The 24,830-nt window shown below is 74.0% G+C and carries 24 protein-coding genes; 16 read left to right on the top strand and 8 right to left on the bottom strand.

Going from position 1 to position 24,830, the window contains the following annotated elements; all coding sequences use genetic code 11:
* Positions 1–4: 4 nt before the first annotated feature.
* Complete coding sequence (locus ACQP60_RS14095) at positions 5–745, top strand: phosphoglyceromutase (protein WP_429733789.1); 741 nt, start codon at positions 5–7, stop codon at positions 743–745.
* A gap of 81 nt (positions 746–826) precedes the next feature.
* Positions 827–1,861: a DUF4037 domain-containing protein gene (locus tag ACQP60_RS14090; RefSeq protein WP_429733786.1), complete on the top strand. Its 1,035-nt coding sequence runs from the start codon at positions 827–829 to the stop codon at positions 1,859–1,861.
* A 39-nt stretch (positions 1,862–1,900) separates the two neighbouring features.
* Here ACQP60_RS14090 and phoU read toward each other — a convergent pair whose 3' ends face one another.
* Complete coding sequence (gene phoU, locus ACQP60_RS14085) at positions 1,901–2,566, bottom strand: phosphate signaling complex protein PhoU (protein WP_429733783.1); 666 nt, start codon at positions 2,564–2,566, stop codon at positions 1,901–1,903.
* Positions 2,567–2,736: 170 nt separating this feature from the next.
* Here phoU and ACQP60_RS14080 point away from each other — a divergent pair, with 170 nt between their 5' ends.
* The 6 genes from ACQP60_RS14080 to pstB all read left to right on the top strand — a co-directional run bounded on the left by ACQP60_RS14080 (position 2,737) and on the right by pstB (position 8,908).
* Entirely contained in the window at positions 2,737–3,957 is a 1,221-nt protein-coding gene (locus tag ACQP60_RS14080) for a sensor histidine kinase (RefSeq protein ID WP_429733780.1), read from the top strand.
* Positions 3,954–4,670 (top strand): response regulator transcription factor, encoded by a 717-nt coding sequence (locus ACQP60_RS14075; RefSeq protein WP_429733777.1) that lies wholly within the window; start codon positions 3,954–3,956, stop codon positions 4,668–4,670. Before ACQP60_RS14080 ends, ACQP60_RS14075 begins: the two co-directional genes overlap by 4 nt.
* Positions 4,671–4,902: 232 nt before the next feature.
* Positions 4,903–6,012: a phosphate ABC transporter substrate-binding protein PstS gene (locus tag ACQP60_RS14070; RefSeq protein WP_429733774.1), complete on the top strand. Its 1,110-nt coding sequence runs from the start codon at positions 4,903–4,905 to the stop codon at positions 6,010–6,012.
* A 109-nt stretch (positions 6,013–6,121) separates the two neighbouring features.
* The gene (pstC, locus tag ACQP60_RS14065; RefSeq protein WP_429733771.1) at positions 6,122–7,114 is read left to right on the top strand and encodes a phosphate ABC transporter permease subunit PstC; all 993 of its coding nucleotides are present in this window, start codon (positions 6,122–6,124) and stop codon (positions 7,112–7,114) included.
* On the top strand, positions 7,114–8,079 hold the full coding sequence (gene pstA / locus ACQP60_RS14060) for a phosphate ABC transporter permease PstA (RefSeq protein WP_429733768.1): 966 nt from the start codon (positions 7,114–7,116) through the stop codon (positions 8,077–8,079). The genes pstC and pstA overlap by 1 nt, the downstream gene beginning before the upstream one ends.
* A 49-nt stretch (positions 8,080–8,128) precedes the next feature.
* On the top strand, positions 8,129–8,908 hold the full coding sequence (gene pstB, locus ACQP60_RS14055; RefSeq protein ID WP_429733765.1) for a phosphate ABC transporter ATP-binding protein PstB: 780 nt from the start codon (positions 8,129–8,131) through the stop codon (positions 8,906–8,908).
* Between the two features lie 81 nt (positions 8,909–8,989).
* Here pstB and ACQP60_RS14050 read toward each other — a convergent pair whose 3' ends face one another.
* Positions 8,990–9,481 carry a hypothetical protein gene (locus tag ACQP60_RS14050; RefSeq protein WP_429733762.1) on the bottom strand — a complete coding sequence of 164 codons (492 nt, stop codon included), beginning with the start codon at positions 9,479–9,481 and terminating at the stop codon, positions 8,990–8,992.
* Positions 9,482–9,754: 273 nt separating this feature from the next.
* On the opposite strand from ACQP60_RS14050, the gene ACQP60_RS14045 reads away from it, so the two are divergent.
* The 3 genes from ACQP60_RS14045 (at position 9,755) to ispF (ending at position 11,544) form a co-directional block, all read left to right on the top strand.
* Positions 9,755–10,237, top strand: a complete 483-nt coding sequence (locus tag ACQP60_RS14045; RefSeq protein ID WP_079570762.1) for a CarD family transcriptional regulator — start codon at positions 9,755–9,757, stop codon at positions 10,235–10,237.
* 81 nt (positions 10,238–10,318) lie between these two features.
* Positions 10,319–11,047: a 2-C-methyl-D-erythritol 4-phosphate cytidylyltransferase gene (gene ispD, locus ACQP60_RS14040; protein WP_429733759.1), complete on the top strand. Its 729-nt coding sequence runs from the start codon at positions 10,319–10,321 to the stop codon at positions 11,045–11,047.
* Complete coding sequence (ispF, locus tag ACQP60_RS14035) at positions 11,044–11,544, top strand: 2-C-methyl-D-erythritol 2,4-cyclodiphosphate synthase (RefSeq protein ID WP_429733756.1); 501 nt, start codon at positions 11,044–11,046, stop codon at positions 11,542–11,544. The genes ispD and ispF overlap by 4 nt, the downstream gene beginning before the upstream one ends.
* 35 nt (positions 11,545–11,579) lie before the next feature.
* On the opposite strand, the gene ACQP60_RS14030 is transcribed toward ispF, so the two are convergent.
* A complete protein-coding gene (locus ACQP60_RS14030; RefSeq protein WP_429733753.1) occupies positions 11,580–12,197 on the bottom strand; it encodes a D-alanyl-D-alanine carboxypeptidase family protein in 618 nt (205 codons plus the stop codon).
* An 86-nt stretch (positions 12,198–12,283) separates the two neighbouring features.
* Between ACQP60_RS14030 and ACQP60_RS14025 the strand changes: the two genes are divergently transcribed.
* Together ACQP60_RS14025 and ACQP60_RS14020 are read left to right on the top strand one after the other, a co-directional pair.
* Positions 12,284–12,967: a response regulator transcription factor gene (locus ACQP60_RS14025; protein ID WP_429733750.1), complete on the top strand. Its 684-nt coding sequence runs from the start codon at positions 12,284–12,286 to the stop codon at positions 12,965–12,967.
* The gene (locus ACQP60_RS14020; RefSeq protein ID WP_429733747.1) at positions 12,960–14,102 is read left to right on the top strand and encodes a sensor histidine kinase; all 1,143 of its coding nucleotides are present in this window, start codon (positions 12,960–12,962) and stop codon (positions 14,100–14,102) included. Before ACQP60_RS14025 ends, ACQP60_RS14020 begins: the two co-directional genes overlap by 8 nt.
* On the opposite strand, the gene ACQP60_RS14015 is transcribed toward ACQP60_RS14020, so the two are convergent.
* Positions 14,099–15,460 carry a D-arabinono-1,4-lactone oxidase gene (locus ACQP60_RS14015; protein ID WP_429734361.1) on the bottom strand — a complete coding sequence of 454 codons (1,362 nt, stop codon included), beginning with the start codon at positions 15,458–15,460 and terminating at the stop codon, positions 14,099–14,101. The two genes, ACQP60_RS14020 and ACQP60_RS14015, sit on opposite strands and share 4 nt — an antisense overlap.
* A 200-nt stretch (positions 15,461–15,660) precedes the next feature.
* On the opposite strand from ACQP60_RS14015, the gene ACQP60_RS14010 reads away from it, so the two are divergent.
* The 3 genes from ACQP60_RS14010 (at position 15,661) to rlmB (ending at position 19,433) form a co-directional block, all read left to right on the top strand.
* Entirely contained in the window at positions 15,661–16,860 is a 1,200-nt protein-coding gene (locus ACQP60_RS14010; protein WP_429733744.1) for an alanine racemase, read from the top strand.
* 114 nt (positions 16,861–16,974) lie between these two features.
* Positions 16,975–18,399, top strand: coding sequence for a cysteine--tRNA ligase (gene cysS / locus ACQP60_RS14005; RefSeq protein WP_429733741.1), 1,425 nt, complete (start codon positions 16,975–16,977; stop codon positions 18,397–18,399).
* A gap of 41 nt (positions 18,400–18,440) precedes the next feature.
* Entirely contained in the window at positions 18,441–19,433 is a 993-nt protein-coding gene (gene rlmB / locus ACQP60_RS14000) for a 23S rRNA (guanosine(2251)-2'-O)-methyltransferase RlmB (RefSeq protein WP_429733738.1), read from the top strand.
* Between the two features lie 32 nt (positions 19,434–19,465).
* Here rlmB and ACQP60_RS13995 read toward each other — a convergent pair whose 3' ends face one another.
* The 4 genes from ACQP60_RS13995 to ACQP60_RS13980 all read right to left on the bottom strand — a co-directional run bounded on the left by ACQP60_RS13995 (position 19,466) and on the right by ACQP60_RS13980 (position 24,690).
* Positions 19,466–20,776 carry a DUF4032 domain-containing protein gene (locus ACQP60_RS13995; protein ID WP_429733736.1) on the bottom strand — a complete coding sequence of 437 codons (1,311 nt, stop codon included), beginning with the start codon at positions 20,774–20,776 and terminating at the stop codon, positions 19,466–19,468.
* Between the two features lie 160 nt (positions 20,777–20,936).
* The gene (locus tag ACQP60_RS13990; RefSeq protein WP_429733733.1) at positions 20,937–22,061 is read right to left on the bottom strand and encodes an ABC transporter ATP-binding protein; all 1,125 of its coding nucleotides are present in this window, start codon (positions 22,059–22,061) and stop codon (positions 20,937–20,939) included.
* A 227-nt stretch (positions 22,062–22,288) separates the two neighbouring features.
* Positions 22,289–23,227, bottom strand: coding sequence for a trehalose-phosphatase (gene otsB / locus ACQP60_RS13985; protein ID WP_429733730.1), 939 nt, complete (start codon positions 23,225–23,227; stop codon positions 22,289–22,291).
* Positions 23,224–24,690, bottom strand: a complete 1,467-nt coding sequence (locus ACQP60_RS13980; protein ID WP_429733728.1) for an alpha,alpha-trehalose-phosphate synthase (UDP-forming) — start codon at positions 24,688–24,690, stop codon at positions 23,224–23,226. The genes otsB and ACQP60_RS13980 overlap by 4 nt, the downstream gene beginning before the upstream one ends.
* Between the last annotated feature and the right edge of the window lie 140 nt (positions 24,691–24,830).

Here is a 24,830-nt window from a genome sequence, read left to right as displayed (position 1 = left end):
ACCCATGACCTACACCCTCGTGCTGCTCCGCCACGGCGAGAGCGAGTGGAACGCGAAGAACCTCTTCACCGGCTGGGTGGACGTGCCGCTCTCGGAGAAGGGCACCGCGGAGGCGAAGCGCGGCGGCGAGCTGCTCAAGGAGTCGGGGGTCACCCCCGACGTCGTGCACACGTCGCTGCTGCGCCGCGCCATCAACACGGCGAACCTGGCGCTCGACGCCGCCGACCGGCACTGGATCCCGGTCAAGCGCCACTGGCGCCTCAACGAGCGCCACTACGGCGACCTGCAGGGCAAGGACAAGAAGCAGGTGCGCGACCAGTACGGCGAGGAGCAGTTCATGCTCTGGCGCCGCTCCTACGACGTGCCGCCGCCCGAGATCGAGCTGGGCTCGGAGTTCTCGCAGGACTCGGACGTGCGCTACGCCGGCGAGCCGATCCCGCGCTCCGAGGCCCTCAAGCAGGTGCTCGAGCGGGCGCTGCCGTACTGGGACGGCGAGATCGTGCCGGACCTCAAGGCCGGCAAGACCGTCCTCGTCGCCGCGCACGGCAACTCGCTGCGCGCCATCGTCAAGCACCTCGACGGCGTCGACGACCAGACCATCGCCGGGCTGAACATCCCCACCGGCATCCCGCTGGTCTACGAGCTCGACGAGGAGACGCTGCAGCCCACCAACCCGGGCGGCACGTACCTCGACCCCGAGGCCGCGAAGGACGCCATCGCCGCGGTCGCGAACCAGGGCAAGTGACGCACAGCGCGTGACACCGACGAACCCCGGGCCTCGAGAAAGAGGTCCGGGGTTCGTCGTCCCCGCTGGCAGCATGGCGGCGTGACCACCGGGACCGGCCTCGCGCAGGCCTACCACGACGACGTCGTCCGGCCCCTGCTCCAGGCGTGGCGGCCCGGCCTGCCCTACGCCGCGGCGCGCCTCGGCAGCGGGTCCGACGTGCTGGGGCTCGACGACGAGACGTCGCGCGACCACGACTGGGGGCTGCGGCTCACGCTGCTCGTCGACGAGGCGGACGTCGCGGCCGTCGAAACCCACCTGGAGGCCGCGCTGCCGGCCGAGCACGCGGGCCTGCCCGTGCGGTTCGCCACGACCTGGGACCCGGCGGTGCGCCACCGCGTCGAGGTCGCGACGCCGCGCGGGTTCGCGGCGTCGCGCCTCGGGCTCGACCCGACGACCGAACTCGACGCCGCGGGCTGGCTGGCGCTCACCGGGCAGAGCGTGCTGGAGGTGACGGCCGGTCCGGTCTTCCACGACGGGCCGGGAGAGCTCACCGCGATCCGGGAGCGGCTGCGCTGGTACCCCGACGACCTGTGGCTGCACGTCCTCGCCGCCGAGTGGGCGCGCGTCGGGCAGGAGCTGCCGTTCGTCGGGCGCACCGGGGTGCGCGGGGACGACGCCGGGTCGCGGGTGCTCGCCGCCCGGCTCGCGGGCTCGCTGCTGCGCCTCGGGCTGCTCCTGGAGCGGCGGTGGCCGCCCTACCCCAAGTGGCTCGGCAGCGCGTTCGCGGGCACGCCGTCGGCGGCGACCGCCGGGCCGCACCTGGACCGGGCGCTCGCGGCCGCGACCTGGCAGGAGCGGGACGCCGCCCTCGGCGACGCGTGCGACGCGCTGCACGAGCGGCAGCGCGAGGTCGGGCTGCCCGCCCTCGACGGCCCCGCGACGGGTCCGTTCTTCGATCGCCCCTTCCGGGGGCTGCGCGGGGTGCCCGAGCTGCTGCGGGAGCGCGCGGGCGACGTCGTGCGCGGCCTGCCCGCCGCCGTCGAGCAGTGGGTCGACGGCGTCGACGTGCTCATGGACGGACCGCGCCGCGTGGCGCTGGCGCGTGCCGAGGCAGGACGAAGCTCCGCGAGGTAGTCACCACCTCGCGGAGCCTCGTCCGACCTCGCCGGCGGGTCAGGCGTCGGCGCGCGCGTGCTCGTCGTCGAAGTTGCCGGTGACGAGGAAGGTGATGCGGCGCGCGACGGAGACGCCGTGGTCGCCGAACCGCTCGTAGTAGCGGCCCAGCAGCGTGACGTCGACCGTCTGCTGGGTGGTGCCGGGCCACGCGGGGTCGAGCGTCGCGGCGAAGGTGTCCTGGTGCAGGGCGTCGAGGAGGTCGTCGTCCTGCTGCACCTCCGCGGCGAGGGCGACGTCGCGCGTGGCGAGCAGCGCCGTCGTGCGCTGGGCGACGTGCACCGCCGCGCCGTGCATCTTGACGAACGTCTCGCGCGCGGGCTCGGGCACCGCCTGGGCGGGGTACCGGCCGCGGGCGATCTCGGCGACGTGCCGGGCGAGGTCGCCCATCCGCTCGAGCGAGGCGCTGATGCGCAGCGCGGAGATGACGACCCGCAGGTCCGTCGCGACGGGCTGCTGCTGCGCGAGCAGGTGCACGCAGCGCTCGTCGAGCTCGCTCTCGAGCCGGTCGATCGCGTGGTCGGAGGCGATCACCTCCTGCGCGAGCTGGTGGTCGGCCTCCAGCAGGGCGTCGCCCGCGCGCCGGATGGCGGACTCGACGAGCCGGCTCATCTCGATGAGGTCGTCGCCGACCTGGCGCAGCTCGGCCTCGAAGATCTCTCGCATCGCTGTCCTCTCGGGGTGAAGGGTCTGCGGCCAGCCTGACACGCGCCGTGGACGCGGCGGGGGCGCCCAGGTGAACTGCGGGCGGGCCGAAGGTGAACAGTGGGCGACGGCTCGCTGAGCAGTTCCGCTCCGCGACGGATTCCCGGGGCGCCGCCACCTACGCTTGCCGTGTGGACGGAATCATCCAGGGCGTGACCGCGGTCGTCGCGGGCATCTTCGGCGTCGTGGTGGGCGTGGTCGCGACCCTCGCCTTCCGCTTCTCCGAGCGTGTCCAGCGCCGGTCGCCCGAGGCAGCCCCCGCCGAGCTGGACGAGGGTCTCGTCCGCGTGCTCGCGGTGCTGCGCTCGGCCGCGGTGGTCCTGGACGAGGAGGACGACGTCGTGCGGGCGTCGCCGCCGGCGTACGCGCTGGGGGTGGTGCGCAACGACGCCCTGCAGCACCCGGCGATCGTCGACCTGGTGCGGGAGGTCCGGCGCGACGGCGTGATCCGCGAGAAGGAGCTGGAGCTGCCGCGCGGCCCGATCGGCTCGGGCACGGTGCTGCTGCAGGTCCGGGTGGCGCCCGTCGGCCCGGACAAGCTGCTCGTCCTCGCCGAGGACCGCACGGAGGCCCGCCGCGTGGAGGCCATCCGCCGCGACTTCGTCGTCAACGTGTCGCACGAGCTCAAGACGCCGGTCGGGGCGCTCGCCCTGCTCGCCGAGACGGTGCAGGACGCCGCGGACGACCCGGTCGCCGTGCGCCGGTTCACCGAGCGGATGCAGGCGGAGGCGCAGCGTCTGTCCGCCCTGGTGCACGAGATCATCGAGCTGTCCCGCCTGCAGGTGGCGGGCGCCCTGCAGGAGGTCACGACGATCCCGGTGCGCGACGTCGTCGCCGAGGCCGTGGACCGCGCCCGCACCACCGCGCAGGCGAAGAACATCGCGATCACGGTGGGCGGCTCGGCCGACGTCCTCGTGTACGGCGACCACAACCTGCTCGTCACCGCGGTGCGCAACCTGCTCGACAACGCCGTCGCCTACTCGCCGGAGAACACCCGCGTGGGCGTGGGGGTGCGCGTGCGCCGCGGCCTCGTCGAGATCGACGTCGTCGACCAGGGCGTGGGCATCGCCGCCGACGAGCAGGACCGCGTCTTCGAGCGCTTCTACCGCGTCGACCCGGCGCGCTCCCGCGACACGGGCGGCACCGGGCTGGGCCTGAGCATCGTCAAGCACGTGGCGGCCGACCACGGCGGCGACGTGCAGATCTGGTCCGAGCCCGGCAAGGGCTCGACGTTCACCCTGCGCATCCCGGCGGCCGACGTGCCGCAGGAGCTCCCGCAGGACACCGAGGACATCCCGGAACACAGCTCTCAGCACACCCATGGCACGACGGACGAGGAGGTAGGTGCGTGACGCGCATCCTGGTGGTCGAGGACGAGGAGTCCTACCGGGACCCCCTGACATATCAGCTCACCCGCGAGGGTTTCGAGGTCGTGGAGGCCTCGAACGGGGTCGACGCGCTGGCCGCCTACGACGACGGCGGCGCCGACCTCGTGCTGCTCGACCTCATGCTGCCCGGCCTGTCCGGCACGGAGGTGTGCCGGGAGCTGCGGCAGCGCGGCGACGTGCCCGTCATCATGCTCACGGCCAAGGACTCGGAGATCGACAAGGTCGTGGGCCTCGAGCTGGGCGCCGACGACTACGTCACCAAGCCGTACTCCTTCCGCGAGCTGCTGGCCCGCATGCGCGCGGTGATGCGCCGGCGCGGCCCGGCGGCGCCCGAGGCGGCGTCGAACGGGCACGACGACGACGGCGAGCCCGTGCTCGAGGTCGGCCCGGTGCGCATGGACGTGGAGCGCCACACCGTCACCGTGGGTGGCGACTCGGTCTCCCTGCCGCTCAAGGAGTTCGACCTGCTGGAGCTGCTGCTGCGCAACGCCGGCCGCGTGCTCACCCGTGGGCAGCTCATCGACCGGGTCTGGGGCGCGGACTACGTCGGCGACACCAAGACGCTCGACGTTCACGTGAAGCGCATCCGGTCCAAGATCGAGGCCGACCCGGGCTCGCCGCAGCTGCTGCTCACCGTCCGCGGCCTGGGCTACAAGCTCGCCGACGAGCCCGCCTGACCGCGCCCCACCACCCCGCGCCGAACAGGCGGTTGCGCACGTTCTGAACGCTCAGAACGTGCGCAACCGCCTGTTCGGCGCTCGTGTCGGGGGTCGTGGTGACCAGGCGCCCTGCACTGTTCACCCCTCGTTCACCTGCTCCTGGGTCCCGAGCCACCTTGCGTGCCTAGCGTTCCCGACGAACGCCGGTACTTCGCCGGTGTCCCTCCGTGTGAACAGGATGGAACGAGACGTGAAGCTCAGCCGATTCTCCCGTGCTGGATCCGCCGTGGCGGTCGGCGCGCTGGCCCTGACCCTCGCCGCGTGCGGCTCGGACCCGGCCGCGCCGGGTGCGGAGTCCACCGGTGGCTCGCAGGAGGGCGCCTCGTCCCTGTCGGGCGAGCTCAGCGGCGGTGGCGCCTCCTCGCAGGAGTCCGCCCAGGACGCGTGGCGCGCCGGCTTCCAGACCGCGAACCCCGACGTCACCGTCAACTACGACCCCGTCGGCTCCGGCGGCGGCCGCACCGGCTTCACCGACGGCTCGTACGCCTTCGCGGGCTCCGACGCCGCGCTGGACGAGGACGAGATGAAGGCGGCCGAGGCCCAGTGCGGCGAGGGCGGCGTCATCGAGTTCCCGGGCTACGTCAGCCCGATCGCCGTGGCCTTCAACCTCGAGGGCGTCGACTCGCTGAACCTCAAGCCCGAGGTCATCGCGAACATCTTCTCCGGCAAGATCACGAGCTGGGACGACGAGGCGATCGCCGCCGACAACCCGGACGCCGAGCTGCCGGCCACCGCGATCACCGTGGTGCACCGCTCGGACGACTCGGGCACTACCGAGAACTTCCAGGCCTACCTGTCCGAGGCGGCCCCGGACGCCTGGGACCACGAGCCCGAGGGTGTCTGGCCGATCGAGGGCCAGGAGTCGGCGCAGGGCACCTCCGGCGTGGTCGCGGCCGCGCAGTCCGGCGAGGGCACCATCACCTACGCCGACGCCTCCCAGATCTCCGACCTGGGCACCGTGGCGGTCGGCGTGGGCGACGAGTTCGTGCCGTACAGCGCCGAGGCGGCCGCCGAGGTCGTCGCGCAGTCGCCGCGGGCCGAGGGCACCGCGGACGGCGTGTACTCGATCGAGCTGAAGCGCGACGTCGCCGGCACCTACCCGGTCGTCCTGGTCTCCTACCTCCTGGCGTGCGGCACCTACGCCGACCAGGCGCAGGCCGACCTGGTCAAGGGCTACATGTCCTACCTCGTGAGCGAGGAGGGCCAGCAGGTGGCCGCCGACGCCGCGGGCTCCGCCCCGCTGTCGGCCGACATCCGCGACGCGGTGCTGCCGTCGATCGAGGCCATCACGGCCGGCTGACCCGGTCGTCGGCCGCCGGTCGGGCCGTCGTCGAGCACCTCGACGACCCCGGCCGGCGGCCGTCACCGCCAGCACCGCACAGGCACCGCACAGGTAACGAGGAGAACGAGTGACCACCACCGTCAGCCCGCCCCGCCCGCGGGTGCCGGGCAGACCGCGCCGACGCTCGCGGACCACCGACCGCGGGTTCAACCGGGTCTTCCGCTGGATCGCCGTCGGCGCGGGCGTCCTGATCCTGGCGGTGCTGGCCGCCGTCGCGGTGTTCCTGCTGCAGCAGGCGTGGCCGGCCCTGACCGCCGGGTCGGACGAGCTGGCGGCGTCGGTGCCGCGCTACCCCGAGGACACGTCGCTGCTCGAGTACGTCGGACCGCTCGTGTTCGGCACGCTGCTCGCGGCGGCCCTCGCCCTCGCCATCGCGACCCCGGTCGCGATGGGGATCGCGCTGTTCATCTCGCACTACGCGCCGCCGCGGCTGTCCCAGGTGCTCGGGTACCTGGTCGACCTGCTGGCGGCCGTCCCGTCGGTGATCTACGGCCTGTGGGGCATCTACGTGCTCGGCCCGGCCGCGCTGCCCGTGTGGGAGTGGCTGAACTCGTGGTTCGGCTGGTTCCCCCTCTTCGCCGGGCCGGTCTCGCCGACGTCCCGCGTCCTCGCGACCGTGTCCGTGGTGCTCGCGGTGATGATCCTGCCGATCATCACGGCCGTCGCCCGCGAGGTCTTCCTGCAGACGCCGAAGCTCCACGAGGAGGCGGCGCTCGCGCTCGGCGCGACCCGCTGGGAGATGGTCCGCACGGCGGTGCTGCCCTTCGGCCGCTCGGGCGTCATCTCGGCCGCGATGCTCGGCCTGGGCCGCGCGCTCGGCGAGACGATGGCGGTCCTGATGATCCTGTCGCCCGGGTTCCTGTACTCGTTCAGGATCCTCGACGCCTCGCAGCAGCAGACGATCGCCGCGTACATCGCGCTCGACTTCCCGGAGGCGAGCGGGCTCGCCGTGAACACGCTGATCGCCACCGGCCTCGTGCTGTTCGTCATCACGCTGGCCGTCAACATGGCCGCGCGCGCGATCGTGGCGCGCCGCAAGGACTTCTCGGGGGCCAACTGATGAGCACCACCACCGTCGACCCCACGGGCCCCGCCGACGCCACGGCCCGCACCCGGGCCGCGCTGACCGGCGCCGACGGCGCCCGGCGCCGCAAGGACCGCACGATGACGGTGCTGATCTGGGCGGCGTTCGTCGTGGCCATGGCGCCGCTCGTGTCGCTGATCTGGACGGTGCTGAGCAACGGCGCCGGCCGCATCAGCATGGACTTCCTCACGCTGTCGATGCGCAACATCTTCGGCGGCGACCCGAGCGGCGGCATCTACCACGCCATCGCGGGCACGCTGATCATCACGGCCCTGGCCACGGTGATCTCGGTGCCGATCGGCCTGCTCACCGCGATCTACCTCGTCGAGTACGGCAAGGGCGCGCTGGCCCGCGCGGTCACGTTCTTCATCGACGTGATGACCGGCATCCCGTCGATCGTCGCCGGCCTGTTCGCCGTCTCCCTGTTCACCCTGATCCTGGGGCCGGGCGTGCGGATGGGCATCATCGGTGCGGTCGCGCTGTCGGTGCTGATGATCCCCGTCGTGGTGCGCTCGTGCGAGGAGATGCTCAAGCTCGTGCCGCACGAGCTGCGCGAGGCCTCCTACGCGCTGGGCGTGCCCAAGTGGCTGACGATCGTCAAGGTCGTGCTGCGCACCTCGGTGGCGGGGCTCACCACGGGCATCCTGCTCGCCGTCGCCCGCGTCATCGGCGAGACGGCGCCGCTGCTCGTCACCGTCGGCGTCACCGACTCGATCAACTTCGACCCGTTCGAGGGCCGCATGATGACCCTGCCGGTCTTCGCCTACCGCCAGTACAGCCAGGGCCTGGCCACCTGCCCGGGCGGCGAGTCCGCCTCCTGCGTGGCGGACATCGCGATCCAGAACGCGTGGGGCGCGGCCCTCGTGCTGATCGTCCTGGTGCTCGCCCTCAACCTCGTCGGCCGGCTGGTGAACCGCTGGTTCTCCCCGAAGCTGCGCTGACGCGCAGCCCCGCCCGCCGCAGCCCCAGCGTTCAGAAAGAGACACCACGATGGCACAGCGCATCGACGTGAAGGACCTCAACATCTACTACGGCGACTTCCTCGCCGTGCAGGACGTGTCGATGACGATCGACCCGAAGTCGGTGACGGCGTTCATCGGCCCCTCCGGGTGCGGCAAGTCGACCTTCCTGCGCACGCTCAACCGGATGCACGAGGTGATCCCCGGCGCCCGCGTGGAGGGCACCGTGGAGATGGAGGGCGTCGACCTGTACGGCGACGACATCGACCCGGTGGCCGTGCGCCGCAACGTGGGGATGGTCTTCCAGCGTCCCAACCCGTTCCCGACCATGTCGATCCGCGACAACGTGCTCGCCGGCGTGCGGCTGAACAACCGGCGCATCAGCAAGGCGGACGCCGAGGAACTGGTCGAGGGCTCGCTGCGCGGCGCCAACCTGTGGAACGAGGTCAAGGACCGCCTCGACCGACCGGGCTCCGGCCTGTCCGGCGGGCAGCAGCAGCGCCTGTGCATCGCGCGCGCCATCGCGGTGAAGCCGCAGGTGCTGCTGATGGACGAGCCGTGCTCCGCCCTCGACCCCATCTCGACGCTCGCGATCGAGGACCTCATCGGCGAGCTGAAGCAGGACTACACGATCGTCATCGTGACCCACAACATGCAGCAGGCGGCGCGCGTCAGCGACCGGACGGCGTTCTTCAACATCGCCGGCACGGGCAAGCCCGGCCGCCTCATCGAGATGAACGAGACGTCGACGATCTTCTCCACGCCCTCCGAGCAGGCCACCGAGGACTACGTCTCCGGCCGCTTCGGGTGACCCGCCGCTGACGGGCAGGGGCGACGAAGGGGCGGGCCGCAGCAGGTGCTGCGGCCCGCCCCTTCGTGCGGGTCGTGCGGGTCAGACGCCCGTGGTGCTCGGCACCCAGGCCTCGTACTCGGGGAGCGTGCCGTCCATGACGGGCAGGAAGAAGTCCTCGTCCACGCCGGCGCCGGACAGCGTCGCGTCGAGGTCGCCGCCCGGCTGCGCGGCGACGGCACCGATCTGCGCGTCCACGGCCTGCTCGCCCTGCTGGTCGGCGCTCAGGTACACGGTCTGGCCGGCGGGCACCGTGAGCGAGATCGGCTCGGCGCCCTCGGCGGCGAGCACGAAGTCGACGTCCTCGGCCGAGCCGTTGGCGAGCGCGCCGAGCACGGCGCCGGGCTCGCCCTCGCCCTCGGAGACGACCATGAGGTTGATGCCGCGCACCTGGTCGGTGAGGTTCACGCGCGCGCCGTCCGACGGGGCGTAGGGCTTGGTGGTGATCGTGGGGGAGCAGGCGGCCAGCAGCAGGGCGCCCGCCATGACGCTGGCGGCGGCGACGAGGCGTGCGGGGCGGGCGGAGCGGGACACGAGCTCTCCTTCGAAGGCGTCGGCTCGCGGGCGCGGGTGGCCGCGCGGGCGCGGGGCATCAGGGTTCCCCCACGTCAGGCGGGGAAGGTGCGGGCCCGGCGGGGGCCCGCCGACATCCTAACGATGCCGGGCGCGGGCTGCGTCCATGATTGCGCTTCCAGGTCTCTGACCTGCGCAAACGTGTTCGTCACAGGACCCTGGAGAGGCCGCGGGACCGGGGAGTGTCGGCCTCCCCGTGATAAGATCGTCGACTGGGAAAGGGGACATCTGCAGATGACGTTCACAGTAGGCGAGACGGTTGTCTACCCGCATCACGGCGCCGCGCTGATCGAGGAGATCAAGACGCGCAAGATCCGTGGCGAGGAGAAGATGTACCTCAAGCTCAAGGTTGCCCAGGGCGACCTGACCATCGAGGTCCCGGCGGAGAACGTCGACCTCGTGGGTGTGCGCGACGTGGTCGACCAGCAGGGGCTGGACCGCGTCTTCGAGGTGCTGCGCGCGCCCTACACGGAGGAGCCGACCAACTGGTCGCGCCGGTACAAGGCGAACCTCGAGAAGCTCGCGTCCGGCGACGTGATCAAGGTCGGCGAGGTCGTGCGCGACCTGTCGCGCCGTGACGCGGACCGCGGCCTCTCGGCGGGCGAGAAGCGCATGCTCGCCAAGGCTCGCCAGATCCTCGAGTCCGAGGTCGCCCTGGCCGAGGGTGTCGACGAGGAGAAGGCCGGCGCCATCATCGACGAGGTCCTCGCCTCCTGAGGCTCCCGTCACGAGCGCTGCACGACGGCGACCCGCGGCTCCGGCCGCGGGTCGCCGTCGTCGTTCCGGTACCGTGACGCCGTGACGACGCTCGCGATCCTCACCGCCGCGGGGTCGGGCACCCGCCTCGGCCGGGATCTTCCGAAGGCCCTGGTCGCCCTGGAGGGCTTCCCCCTCGTGGTGCACGCCGCCCGCCGCCTCGCCGCCTCGGGCGTCGTCGACTCCCTGGTCGTCACCTGCCCTGCCGGCCTCGACGCCGCGGTGCGCGACGTCGTCGCGCAGGACCCGCACGTGGACGTGCCGGTCCGCGTGGTCGAGGGGGGTGCCACCCGGCAGGCCTCCGTCGCCGCCGGCCTTGCGCTCGCCGGCCCGGACGACGACGTGGTCCTCGTGCACGACGCCGCCCGGCCGCTCGCCCCGCCGCGCCTGGTGCGCCGCGTCGTCGAGGCCGTCCGCGCCGGCCACGGCGCCGTCGTGCCGGGGCTGCCCGTCACCGACACCGTCAAGCGGGTCGCGCCGGCGTCGTCCGCCGGCGGGGCGGGCGTCGAGCGGGTCGTCGAGACGCCGGACCGCGCGGCGCTGCGCGCGGTGCAGACGCCGCAGGGCTTCGACCGCGCCCTCCTGGAGCGCGCGCACGCGCGGGGCGCGAGCCGCGCGACGGCCGAGGGGCTGGCGGCCACGGACGACGCGGGGCTGGTCGAGGCGCTCGGCGAGACCGCCTACGTCGTCGGCGGCGAGGAGACGGCCATGAAGATCACCACCGAGCGCGACCTGCAGGTGGCCGCGCTGCTGCTGGAGGAGGAGTCGTGACCCCGGCGTACCAGGGGCTGCCGCGCACCGGGCTCGGCGTCGACGTCCACGCCTACGCCCCCGCAGGGTCCGACCGCGACCTGTGGCTCGGGGGCCTGCGCTGGCCGGGGGAGCGGCCGCTCGCCGGGCACTCGGACGCCGACGTCGCGGCGCACGCGGCCGCCGACGCCCTCTTCTCCGCCGCGGGCATCGGCGACCTCGGCACCCACTTCGGCACCAGCGAGCCCGAGTGGGCCGGGGCCGCGGGGACCACGCTGCTCGCCGAGGCCGCGCGCCGGGTCCGGGAGGCCGGGTTCGAGATCGGGAACGTCGCCGTGCAGGTGGTCGGCAACCGGCCGAAGGTCGGCCCGCGCCGCGCCGAGGCCGAGGCGGCGCTCTCCGCCGCGGCCGGCGCGCCCGTCTCCCTGAGCGCCACCACGACCGACGGCCTGGGGCTCACCGGCCGGGGCGAGGGAGTCGCGGCGATCGCCACGGCGCTCGTGGTCGCGGTCGGCTGATTCGTCCGTCGGTCCTCGGCCGAGGACGGCGGCGCTCACTGCTGCAGCCGCGGGTCCTGCGACGGGTCGGCGTACGGCTCCGGGCAGCCCCGCTCGACGGCGTCCGGCCGCAGCTCGACGTGCCACGGCTCGTTCGCGTACACCCGGCACAGCCCGTACGCGGCGCCGTGCTCCCCGACCCACTGGCTGCCGCCCGTCTGCTGCAGGTCGACGGCGTCGCCGGTGACGTGCGACGACGTGTCGGCCGACGCCACCCAGCGGGCCGCCTCGGCCGCGGACCCGTACTGGGCGACCGCCTCGCGCAGCAGCCGGTCCTGGTAGGCCGCGGAGCGCCAGCCGCTGTTGACGAAGAGCGTGACGCCGTCGTGCTCGGCGTCGGCCGCGGCGGCCTGGAGGGCCGCGAGGAGCGCGGGGTCGAGGTTCGCCAGGGCCGGGAGGTCGTCGTCGAGCACGGTGGTGCCGTCGGGGACATGGCCCGCGGCCTCGCCGTCGCGCGCGCCGCGGTCCGGACGGTCCGCGGGGGCCTTCGCCGGCGCGGCCGACGTCGTCGTGCGCGGCGGCGGGGTCGCCTGGCAGGCTGCGAGCCCGACCGCCGCGGCGGCGGCCACGGCGAGGGCGAGCAACGGGCGGAGGGCGTGTCGGTGGTGGCGCATGCCACCAGTCGAGCCGGGTCCGTGTTGCCCGGGCGTATGCGCTCCTCGATACGCGGACGATAGGCGCCGCTCCGTAGCATCGAGGCATGCGTGTGCTGATCGTCGAGGACGAGCCGTACCTGGCCCAGGCCGTCCGCGACGGCCTGCGACTGGAGGCGATCGCCGCCGACGTCGCGGGCGACGGCGACACCGCCCTCGAGCTGCTGAGCGTGAACGCCTACGACGTCGCCGTGCTCGACCGCGACATCCCGGGCCCGTCCGGGGACGACGTCGCCGCGAGCATCGTCGCGTCCGGGAGCGGCACGCCCATCCTCATGCTCACGGCCGCGGACCGGATCGACGACAAGGCCACCGGGTTCGAGCTCGGCGCCGACGACTACCTCACGAAGCCGTTCGCGATGCGGGAGCTCGTGCTGCGCCTGCGGGCGCTCGACCGGCGGCGCGCGCACAGTCGGCCGCCGGTACGCGAGCTCGCGGGCCTGCGCGTGGACCCGTTCCGCCGCGAGGTCTACCGCGACGGGCGGTACGTCGCGCTCACTCGCAAGCAGTTCGCCGTGCTGGAGGTGCTGGTCGCGGCCGACGGCGGCGTCGTCAGCGCGGAGGAGCTGCTGGAGCGGGCGTGGGACGAGAACGCCGACCCCTTCACCAACGCCGTGCGCATCACGGTGTCGGCGCTGCGCAAGCGGCTGGGCGAGCCGTGGGTGATCGCCACGGTGCCCGGCGTCGGCTACCGCATCGCGGACGGACCGGACGGGGACGCCCGTGGCTAGGAGCCCCGGCCCGAGCGTCCGGCTCAAGCTCACGCTCAGCTACGCCGGGTTCCTCGTGCTGGCGGGCGCGCTGCTGCTCGCCGTGGTGTGGGTCTTCCTGCTGCGGTACGTGCCGGACACGATCATCGTCGACGTCGCCCCGTCCCGGCCCGGGCCCGGGCAGTTCGTCCCCAACCGCTCCGACCTCGAGCGGGCGTTCGCCCCGCGGGTGGCCTGGGCGATGGTGTTCCTCCTGGTGTTCGGCCTCGTGGGCGGGTGGTTCCTCGCCGGCCGGATGCTCGCCCCGCTGGACCGCATCACCGACGCGACGCGGCGGGCCGCGGAGGGGTCGCTGTCCCACCGGATCAGCCTCCCGGGCCGGCAGGACGAGTTCCGCGAGCTGGCGGACGCGTTCGACGCGATGCTGGCCCGGCTCGAGGCGCAGGTCGCCGAGCAGCAACGGTTCGCGGCGAACGCCTCCCACGAGCTGCGCACCCCGCTCGCGGTGACCCGGACGCTGCTGGAGGTCGGCGCCCAGGACCCGGACCGGGACACCGACGAGCTCCTGCGGCGGCTCGAGGCCGTCAACGCGCGCGCGATCGACCTCACCGAGGCGCTGCTGCTGCTCAGCCGCGCGGACCGGGGGACGTTCGCTCGGGAGCGCGTCGACCTGTCCCTCGTCGCGGAGGAGACGGCGGAGACGCTGCTGCCGCTCGCGGACGCGCGCTCCGTGGAGGTGAGCGTCGCGGGCGGGGCCGCCGCCGCGGTCGGGTCGCACGCGCTGCTGCTCCAGCTCGCCACGAACCTCGTGCACAACGCGATCGTGCACAACCTGCCCGCAGGCGGCACGGTGCGGGTGGCCACGGGGGTGCGCGGCGACGACGTCGTGCTCACGGTGGAGAACACCGGGGACGCGCTCGACCCGCGCCTCGTGCCGACCCTCGTCGAGCCGTTCCAGCGCGGCGGCGGGCGCACGCACGGGGAGCACGCGGGCGTGGGCCTGGGCCTCGCGATCGTGCGCAGCATCGCCGAGGCGCACCACGGCACCCTCGCGCTCGCCGCCCTGGGCGACGGCGGCCTGCGCGCCACCGTGCGGCTCCCGGGGGAGCGGTCCGCGCCGCCGGCGTGGTGGCCCTCCGGCCAGACCGACAGCTAGTCGGTGCTGCCGAGGACGGTGTCGGTGTACGCGTTGCGGAAGACGCCGTCGGGGTCGACGGCGGCGCGGACGCGGGCGACGTCCGCCAGGGGGTAGTGGTCGGCCAGGTGCTCCGCCGTGCGGGTATGCATCTTGCCCCAGTGCGGGCGCCCGCCCGCGGCGGTGAAGATCTGCTCGGCCGCGCTGAAGTACCGCTGGTACGGCATCGGCGCGTACTGGTGCACCGCGACGTACGCCGTCTCCCGACGGTGCGCCGTCGAGAGCCAGACGTCGTCGGCGGCGGCGAACCGCACCTCCACCGGGAAGGGGACGGGCTCGCCGGACGCGCGCAGCCAGGCGTCGAGCTCGTCGAGCACGTCGCGCAGCGCGGTGCGGGGCAGCGCGTACTCCATCTCGACGAACCGCACGCGGCGCCGCGTGACGAAGACGTCGGCCGACGGCGCCACGTACGTCTTGGCGCCCAGCGCCCGCGCGCTCACCGCGTTGAGGCGGGGGACGAGGCCGGGGGCGGCGAGCGCGAGGCGGTTCACCACCCCGAAGGCGCCGTTGGACAGCACCTCGTCGTCCAGGAGCGTGCGGGCCCGGGCACCGGCGGTGCGCACGGTGCCGAGGCCGCCCGCACGGGCGGCGGCCCACGCCTCGACCTCCTCGGCCGTCGCGCGGTTGTTCCGCTTCGTCAGGGCCCGGCGGGTGCCGGGGAACCAGTAGAACTCCGCGTGGTCGTTGCCGTCGACGTACTCGTCGAGCTGCTCCAGCACGCGGTCCAGCGGCCACGGCTCCTCCTGCGCGCGCAGCCAGAACGCCGGCACCACCTCGAGCGTGACGGCGGACAGCACGCCCGCGACGCCGAGGCCCAGCCGCGCCACCTCGAACAGCTCGCGCTCGGGCGAGCCCGGCGCCGCGGCGTCCGACGCCGACCGGACCACGCCGTCGCCCCCGACCACGCGGACGCCGCGCACCTGCGTCGCGAGGCCGCCCAGCCGCGCGCCGGTGCCGTGCGTGCCGGTCGAGATCGCGCCCGCGACGGACTGCCGGTCGATGTCGCCGAGGTTGCGCATCGCCAGGCCGAGCGCCGCGAGCAGGCGGTTGAGGTGGTGCAGCCGGGTGCCCGCCCGGACGGTGACGAGCGACGTGCCGTCGGGCTGGGGGGCCACGGCCTCGATCCCGCCGAGGTGGTCGAGGCCCAGGTGCACGCCGTCGGTCACGGCCGCGGCGGTGAACGAGTGGCCCGCGCCCATGGCACGCACGCGCAGCCCGTCGGCGGCGGCCTTCGCGACGACGGTGCCCAGCTCGCCCTCGTCGCGCGGGGCGACGCGGCGCGCGGGCTGCCACGAGTGCGTGCCGCCCCACGTGCGCAGCGGTGCGGCGGGGGAGGTGGGGGCCGGTTCACGGGCGACGGTGCTCGAGCTCACGCGGCACACTCTGCCACGGTCGGCGGCCCCGGCGGATCCCCCTGAGGGTGGATCGTCGGCGGCCCCTCGGCCCGCCCGACGGATCACCCGCGGGGTCACCCCGCCGACCGTCCGACGACGCCCCGCGCCCGGTGTAGCGTGCGGTCATGACCCAGACGGAGCGGCTGGCCCGCGCCACCGCGCACCTGCCGGCTCCCGTGGCCGTGGTCGACCTCGACGCCTTCGACGCCAACGCCGCCGACCTGCGCCGCCGCGCCCGCGGCGTCCCCGTGCGGGTGGCCAGCAAGTCCGTGCGGGTGCGCTCCCTGGTGACCCGGGCGCTCGACGCCGGGTTCCAGGGAGTCATGGCGTTCTCCCTGGCCGAGGCGCTGTGGCTCGTGCAGGAGGGCGCGCGCGACGTGCTCGTCGGCTACCCCACCGTGGACCGGGACGCGCTCGCCCGGCTTGCCGCCGACGTCCGCGCGCGCCGCGAGGTCACGCTCATGGCCGACGACGCCGCCCAGCTCGCGCTGCTGGACTCCGCCCTGTCGTCCGCCGCGGTGCCGGCCGGGACGGGCGACCTGCCCGACGTCGCGGTCTGCCTCGACGTCGACGCGTCGCTGCGGCTCGACGCGGGCCCCCTGCACGTGCACCTGGGCACGCGGCGCTCGCCGCTGCGCACCCCGGGCGACGTCGCCGCGCTCGCCCGCCGCGTCGAGGCGCTGCCCGGCGCCCGGCTGCGCGGCCTTATGTTCTACGAGGCGCAGGTCGCCGGGCTGCCCGACACCAACCCCGCCGTCCGGCTGGTCAAGAAGCTGTCGGTGGCGGAGCTGTACGGCCGCCGCACGGCCGTCGTCGAGGCCGTGCGCGCCGCCGTCGCGCACGACGTGGAGCTGGTGAACTCCGGCGGCACGGGCTCGCTCGAGACGTCGTCGGCCGGACCCACCGTCACCGAGGTGACCGCGGGCTCCGGGCTGTTCGTCCCCGGCCTGTTCGACGGCTACCGCTCCTTCGACCCGCGGCCCGCCGCGTTCTTCGGGCTCGACGTCGCGCGCGTGCCCGCCCCGGGCTGGGCGACCGCGTTCGGCGGCGGGTACGTGGCGTCCGGGCCGGCGGGGCGCTCGCGGCTGCCGCGGGTCGCGACGCCCGGCTGGTCGCTCACGGGGACCGAGGGCGCGGGGGAGGTCATGACGCCGCTGCGCCGGCGGCGCGGCGCGCCGCCGCTCGCCGTCGGGGACCGCGTGTGGCTGCGGCACGCCAAGGCGGGCGAGCTCATGGAGCGGTTCGACGTCGTCCACCTGGTGCGCGGCGACGAGATCGTCGAGTCGGTCCCCACGTACCGCGGCGAGGGTCGCACCTTCGGCTGAGGCGAAGCTGCAGCGCAGGGTGGGGGCCGAGGCACGCGGGACCCGCTCGGAGCGGAAGCGCAGACTCGGCCGACGTGCGGCTCGGGCTGAGGGGCCGGCCGGTACGCTGGACCGGTGAGCCTGCACCTGTACGACACCGCGACGCGCGACGTGCGCGCCTTCGTCCCCCTGAACCCGGGCGAGGTCGGTATCTACCTGTGTGGCGCCACCGTGCAGGCCCCGCCCCACATCGGCCACCTCCGCCCGGTCATCGCGTTCGACGTGCTGCGGCGCTGGCTGGAGCGCTCGGGCCTGCGGGTCACGCTGATCCGCAACGTCACCGACATCGAGGACAAGATCCTCGCCAAGGCCGCCGCGGCCGGTGTCCCCTGGTGGGCGCACGCCGCGACGCACGAGCGGATGTTCACGCGCGCCTACGACGCGCTCGGCGTCATCCCGCCCACCTACGAGCCGCGGGCCACCGGCCACGTGCCCGACATGGCGGAGCTCATGCAGCGGCTCGTCGACCGCGGGCACGCGTACTCGACCGGGCCGGGCGACGTCTGGTTCGACGTGCGGTCGTGGCCCGCGTACGGCGAGCTGACCCGGCAGCGGCTCGAGGACCTCAACCCCGAGCCCACCGGCGACGACGTCGCGGCGTCCGCCAAGCGCGACCCGCACGACTTCGCGCTGTGGAAGGCGCCCAAGCCGGGCGAGCCGGAGACGGCGTCCTGGGACACGGCGTTCGGCCGGGGCCGGCCGGGCTGGCACCTCGAGTGCTCCGCCATGGCTCGCCGCTACCTGGGCGACGCGTTCGACATCCACGGCGGCGGCCTCGACCTGCGGTTCCCGCACCACGAGAACGAGCAGGCGCAGTCCCGCGCGGCCGGGTACGGCTTCGCACAGCGCTGGATGCACTGCGCGTGGGTCACCCAGCAGGGCGTCAAGATGAGCAAGTCGCTGGGCAACGGGCTGCTGGTGAGCGAGCTGCTCGCCCAGGCCCCCGCGCCCGTGATCCGCTACGCCCTCGCGGCGGTGCAGTACCGCTCGATGCTCGAGTGGTCGCCCGACACCCTCGACGAGGCCCGCACCACCTGGGAGCGGCTGTCCGGCTTCGTGGACCGCGCCACCGAGCGGGTCGGCGCCGTGCCCGCGGAGGAGGTCGCCAAGGCCGAGCTCCCGGCGGGGTTCGTCGAGGCGATGGACGACGACCTCAACGTGCCCGCCGCGCTCGCCGTCGTGCACGAGCACCTGCGCGCCGGCAACAGCGCGCTGGCCTCGCGCGACGACGCCGCGGCGCGGGCCGAGCTCGTCGCCCTGCGCGGCATGCTCGACGTCCTGGGCCTCGACCCGCACGACCCGCAGTGGGCCGCCGGCTCCGACGACTCCGCGGCGCGCGCCGCGCTCGAGTCGCTCGTCGCCGCCGAGCTCGACGCGCGGGTCGCCGCGCGCGCCGCGAAGGACTGGGCCACGAGCGACGCCATCCGCGACCGCCTCGCGGCCGCCGGCGTCGTCGTCCAGGACTCCGCCGAGGGCGCCCGCTGGACGCTGACCGACTGACCCGCTCGACCACCTGAGCTCCACACCTGAGAAGAGACACCATGGCAGGCAACACCCGACGTCCCGGCGCCGTCCGCAAGCCCGGCAGCAAGAAGGGCGCGCAGGTCGGCACCGGCGGGCACAGCCGCAAGGCGCTCGAGGGCAAGGGCCCGACGCCGAAGGCCGAGGACCGCACCTACCACCCGGCGCACAAGCGCAAGGTGGCGGCGGAGAAGCGGCAGGCCGCGCAGTCGCAGAAGGGCGCCAGCAAGGGCGTCGTGCGGGGCACCCGCCGCCCGACCGGCGGCGCCGAGGTGGTCGCGGGCCGCAACGCCGTGCTGGAGGCGCTGCGCACCGACGTGCCCGTCACCGCGGTGCACCTCGCCGCGCGCATCGACCACGACGACCGCACGCGGGAGATCCTCGAGCTCGCCTCGACCCGGTCCGTGCAGCTCCTCGAGGTGAGCCGCACCGAGCTGGACCACCTCACCGAGGGGTCCGTGCACCAGGGCGTCGCCGCGCAGGTGCCGCCGTACGACTACGCGGACGTCGAGGACCTGCTCGACGCCGCCGCGGAGGCGGGGCAGCCGCCGCTGATCGTCGCGCTCGACGGCATCACCGACCCCCGCAACCTCGGCGCCGTGCTCCGGTCCGCCGGGGCGTTCGGCGCGCACGGCGTCGTCGTGCCGTCGCGGCGCTCGGCCGGCGTCACCGCGTCGGCGTGGAAGGTGTCGGCCGGCGCCGCCGCGCGCGTGCCCGTGGCCAAGGTGACCAACCTGGCGCGCACGCTCGCCGACCTGAAGAAGTCCGGGGCGTTCGTCGTCGGGCTCGACGCCGGCGGCGACACCTCCGTGCGCGACCTCGCGTTCGCCACCGACCCGCTGGTGCTCGTCGTCGGCTCCGAGGGCCACGGCCTCTCGCGCCTGGTGCGCGAGACCTGCGACGCCGTCGCGTCCATCCCCATCTCGTCCGACGTCGAGTCGCTCAACGCCGGCGTCGCCGCGGGGATCACGCTCTACGAGGTGGCCCAGGCCCGTCGCGCCGCCACCGAGTGACGAGGTAGCCCACCCACGGCCGAGGGTTCGCGTCAGGTCGAGAGGTGGAAGTGGTCGTCCTCGGGGGCGGCGTCGGGGCCGGCGTCCATGTCCACGATGTCGACGTCGCCCTCGCGGTCCGGCTCGCCCGGCGGCAGGCCGAGGATCGCCTTCTCGTCCCGCCGGTGGCGCAGCACGTTCTCCACGTAGGACGCGGTGGCCTCGGGCATGGGGATGTCGCGCCCCGCCTGCTCGGAGATGAACCAGCGGTGGTCGAGGATCTCGTGGAACAGCTGCGCCGGCTCGAGCTTGCGCCGCAGCTCGCGCGGGACGGCACGGATGGTCGGCTGGAAGACGTTCTGCGACCAGTCGTGCGCGACCAGCTGCGGGTCGTCCTCCTGGCGGTCCGTGGCGGCCACGTAGGAGTCGAGGTCGTTGAGGAGCCGGCGGGCCTGGTTGTCCTGGACGTCCAGGCCGGTGAGGCGGAACAGGCGGCGCGAGTGGTGCCCGGCGTCGACCACCTGGGGCTGGATGCGCACGGTGGTGCCGTCGATGTCCGTGGTGATGGACAGCTCGCCGACGTCGAATCCCAGGTCGTTGAGCTGCTCGATGCGCGCCGCGACCCGCCAGCGCTCGTCCGAGCCGAACGACTCGACGCCCGTGAGCGCCTCCCACAGCTCCGCGTACCGGGACAGGAGGGCGTCGCCGATCGCGATGGCGTCGACCTCCTCGTCGAGCAGCTCGCCCGCCTCGAGGTCGAACAGCTCGCCGATGATGTTGGTGCGCGCCAGGTCGACGTCGTACTCGCGCTGCCCCCGGGTCAGCTCGCGGTGCAGGTCGCCGGTCTCGGCGTCCACGAGGTAGGCGGCGAACTGGTGCGCGTCGCGCCGGAACAGCGTGTTCGACAGCGACACGTCGCCCCAGTAGAAGCCGACGAGGTGGACCCGCACCAGCAGGACGGCCAGCGCGTCGATGAGGCGCGCGGCGGTGTCGGGGCGCAGGGCCTGGCTGAACACGGCCCGGTAGGGGAGCGAGAACGCGAGGTGCTCCGTGACGAGGGCGGCCTCGAGCGGCTCGCCGTCGTCGTCCCGCCGTCCCGTGACGACGCCCACGGGGCGCACGGCGGGGATCTCGAGCTTGCGCAGCTGGCGCAGCAGGTCGTACTCGCGGAACGCCACCGACTCGCTGATCTCCTTGATCGCGAGCACGCGCCCGTCGAGGCGCACGAACCGCACGACGTGCCGCGAGATGCCTCGGGGTAGGGCGGCGAGCACGTCGGCGGGCCAGTCGACCAGGGGGGTGCGCCACGGCAGGTCGAGCAGCGCGGAGTCCGGCGTCGCCGAGGTGATCTGCAGCTGTTCCACGTCGCTCCATACGTTGTGGGTGGGCTCGTGGCCCCCGTGCGAGCCGTGAGCGGGCCACGAGCCCATCCACCACTCTCAGGCTCGTCAGGGTACGCGACGAGGGGCGGGCCCGGCAGCAGCCGGACCCGCCCCTCGGGCGGTGCTCTGACTCAGACCTGGGTCAGTTGAGGCGGTTGCCCGTCGCGGCCGAGAAGAGGTGCGACTGACCCGGCTTGATCGTCACGTGGATCGTATCGCCCTTCATGGGGACGTTGCGCGGGTCGATGCGCACGATCACCTGGTTGTCGCCGGCGCCCGAGCGGACCTCGGCCTCCTCGGCGGCGGGGCCGACGAGCGTGCCGTAGACGAAGGCGTCCGAGCCGAGCTCCTCGACGAGGTTCACGAGCACGGGCATCGCGTTCTCGGTGCTGTCCGAGACCACCTCGAGCGCCTCGGGGCGGAAACCGATGGTGATCTTGCCGCCGTCGGCGTCGGTGAGCTGCTCCACGGTCGACCGCTCCAGCGGCACGCGGGCGGCGCCCACGTGGGCCACGCCGTTGTCGACCTTGAAGGTGGCGATGTTCATCGCCGGCGAGCCGATGAAGCCCGCGACGAAGACGTTGGCCGGGGTGTCGTACATCTCGCGCGGCGTGCCGACCTGCTGCAGCAGGCCGCCCTTGAGCACCGCGATGCGGTCGCCCATGGTGAGCGCCTCGGTCTGGTCGTGCGTCACGTAGACGGTCGTGACGCCGAGGCGGCGCTGCAGCGACGCGATCTGCGTACGGGTCTGGACGCGGAGCTTGGCGTCGAGGTTCGACAGCGGCTCGTCCATGAGGAACACCTGCGGCTGGCGCACGATCGCGCGGCCCATGGCGACACGCTGACGCTGACCACCGGAGAGCGCCTTCGGCTTGCGGTCGAGGTACTCGGTGAGGTCGAGGATCTTGGCGGCCTCCTCGACGCGCTGGCGGATCTCGGCCTTGGGGGTGCCGGCGATCTTCAGCGCGAAGCCCATGTTGTCCGCCACCGACATGTGCGGGTACAGCGCGTAGTTCTGGAACACCATCGCGATGTCGCGGTCCTTCGGCTGGACGTCCGTGACGTCGCGGTCGCCGATGAGGATGCTGCCGCCGTTCACGTCCTCCAGGCCGGCGAGCATGCGCAGCGAGGTGGACTTGCCGCAGCCCGAGGGGCCGACGAGGACGAGGAACTCGCCGTCCTCGACGTGCAGGTTGAGCTGGTCGACCGCGGGGCGCTCCGTGCCCGGGTAGATCCGCGTCGCGTGGTCGAAAGTGACCGTAGCCATGGTTGCAATCCCTCCACCGGCAGGTACGTGCCGGACGATCCGTTGTGGGTGGGTGCCGTTGCTTTCACGCTGCCGTGTCGGCGGTGACACATTCTGTTGTCCCGGCGCTCCGGGCCTCGGCCGGACGGCCTCGGATCCGGTGCGCCGGGACGATCGTACATGCCCCGGGCGTGAGTTCCGACACAGCCCAGGTCAGGGCCTCGGCGGTGCTCGGAAAGGGCTGTCCGTCAGCCCTCGTGCGGGTCCTCGTGCGCCTGGTCGAGCGCGTCCGCGAGACGCTCAAGGAGCGCGGCCAGCGCGTCCGCGTCCGCCACGCGCTCGGTCGCGAGCGTCGGCCCGGGCCCCACCTTGACGCCCAGGTCGTCCGGCCCGAGCACCTCGAAGGCGCGCTCATCGGTGGTGTCGTCGCCGGCGTAGAGCACGAGCCCGCGGAGCCGGTCGTCGCCCTCCTCCAGCTCCTCGCGCAGCCGCTCGACGGCGATCCCCTTGGACGTGGGCAGGACGGCGATCTCCACCACGTCCTTGCCGTGCATGGCGTGCAGGCCGAGCCGGGCGGCCACGGCGTCGGCGTCGGCCGCGGCGGCCCGGGCGTCGTCCGGCCCGCTCAGCCGGGTGTGCAGGACGGCGGCGCTCGGCTTGTCCTGCACCCACGCGCCGCGCCGGCCGTCGACCGCGTCCTGCAGGCCCTCGCGCAGCCGCTCCAGGGTCTCGGCCTGCGCGTCGGTGAGGCGCAGCGGCACGGCGTCGACGCCGTGCGCGGTCACCCTGCCGGTCTCCGCGCCGTGGCTCCCCACCAGGTAGGTGCCGGCCGGCACGCCCGACCGGGCGGCCAGGTCCGTGAGGTTGCGGCCCGAGACGAGCGCGAGCCGCAGCTCGTCGCCCCCGGGCGGCACCGGCCGGGCCGCGAGCGCGGCGAGCCGGTCCACGGCCGCCCGCGCCGCCGCCGTCATCACCGAGGCCGACGGGTCGTCGACCAGCGGGGCGAGCGTGCCGTCGAAGTCGAGCGCGACGAGGCGCGCGACCCGCGACGCCGCGGGAGCGGGACGGTCGGGGCGGTCGGGACCGTCCGGCCGGCCGGCGAACGCGAGCACCGCGGCCACGGCCGCCTCGTCCCCGCCCGGCACGGGCCCGCTCAGCTGCTGTCCCGCCACCTGAGGCTCGTTCACCCGCGGCTCGTCCGGGCCGGCATGGCGGTGAGCACGCCGAGGAACGTCTCGGACCACTTCGCGACGTCGTCCGCCATCACCTTGCGGCGCAGCCGGCGCATGCGGCGCCGCTGCTCGCGCGGGGGCATGTGCGCCGCCGCGACGATGGTGTCCTTCATCCCGTCGATGTCGTGCGGGTTGACCAGCAGGGGCCCGGGGGCGAGCTCGTCCGCCGCACCGGTGAACTCGCTCAGCACCAGCACCCCCTGCTCGTCCGAGCGCGCCGCGATGTACTCCTTCGCCACGAGGTTCATGCCGTCGCGCAGCGACGTCACGAGCATGACGTCGGCCGCCAGGTAGAGCGCGGCCATCTCGTCGGGCGGGTAGGAGTGGTGCAGGTAGTGGATCGCGGAGTGCCCGAGCTCGCCGAACTCGCCGTTGATGCGGCCCACGAGGACCTCGACGTGCTCGCGCAGGTCCTGGTAGGCCCCCACGTTCTCGCGGCTGGGGCTGGCGACCTGCACGAGCGTCGCCCCCTCGACGTCGAGCCGGCCGTCCTGCAGCAGCTCGCCGTAGGCCTTGATGCGGTGCCGGATGCCCTTGGTGTAGTCGAGGCGGTCGACGCCCAGCATCATCACCTTCGGGTCACCGAGGTCGGCCCGGATCTCCTTGGCGCGAGCCTGTACCTCGGGCTGGCGCGCCAGCGCGTCGAAGTGGTGGGAGTCGATCGAGATGGGGAACGCCGCGGCCCGCACGTGGCGGGCGGGGCGGCCGTCCTCCTCCGCGACCGTGATGATCGGCCCGCGGGTGGTGTGCTTCGTGAGGCGCCGCACGGAGCGCACGAAGTTCGAGGCGTCGCCGCCGCGCTGGAACCCGATGAGGTCCGCGCCCAGCAGCCCCTCGACGATCTGCGTGCGCCACGGCAGCTGCTGGAACAGCTCGACCGCGGGGAACGGGATGTGGTCGAAGAACCCGATGCGCAGGTCGGGCCGCAGCTCGCGGAGCATCTTGGGCACCAGCTGGAGCTGGTAGTCGTGCACCCACACGACGGCGCCCTGCGCCGCCTGCGCGGCCGCGGCCTCGGCGAACCGGCGGTTCACGCGGCGGTACGCGTCCCACCACTGCCGGTGGTACGTCGGCGGCGAGATGACGTCGTGGTAGAGCGGCCAGAGGGTGTCGTTGGAGAACCCCTCGTAGTACCTCTCGATCTCCGGCTTGCTGAGCGTGACCGGCACCAGGAGCATGCCGTCCGCCTCGAAGGGCTCGTGCTCGAGGTCGGGGGCGCCGGACCAGCCGACCCAGGCGCCGTCCGCCTCGCGCATCACGGGCTCGAGGGCCGTGACGAGGCCGCCGGGGGAGCGGTGCCAGTCCACCCCGCCGTCGGCGTCGACCGTGAAGTCGACCGGGAGCCGGTTGGCGACGACGACGAGGTCGTACCCGTCGCCCTTCCGACGATGGCTGCTTGACGAACCTTTGCCTGCCAAGGGACCTCTCTCCACGCGCTCTGCCAGGAGCCCGTCAAGGGCTCCGGAGGACATCGAGAGGACGACGTCCTCCCGGGCCAGGGTACCGACGGCGCCCGTGCCTCGCCGGGGCGGAGGCCCACGTCACCCGTTCGCGACCG

Source organism: Isoptericola variabilis (assembly GCF_050311655.1).
Lineage (GTDB): Bacteria > Actinomycetota > Actinomycetes > Actinomycetales > Cellulomonadaceae > Isoptericola > Isoptericola variabilis.
This window is presented reverse-complemented; position numbering and strand designations above follow the sequence as displayed.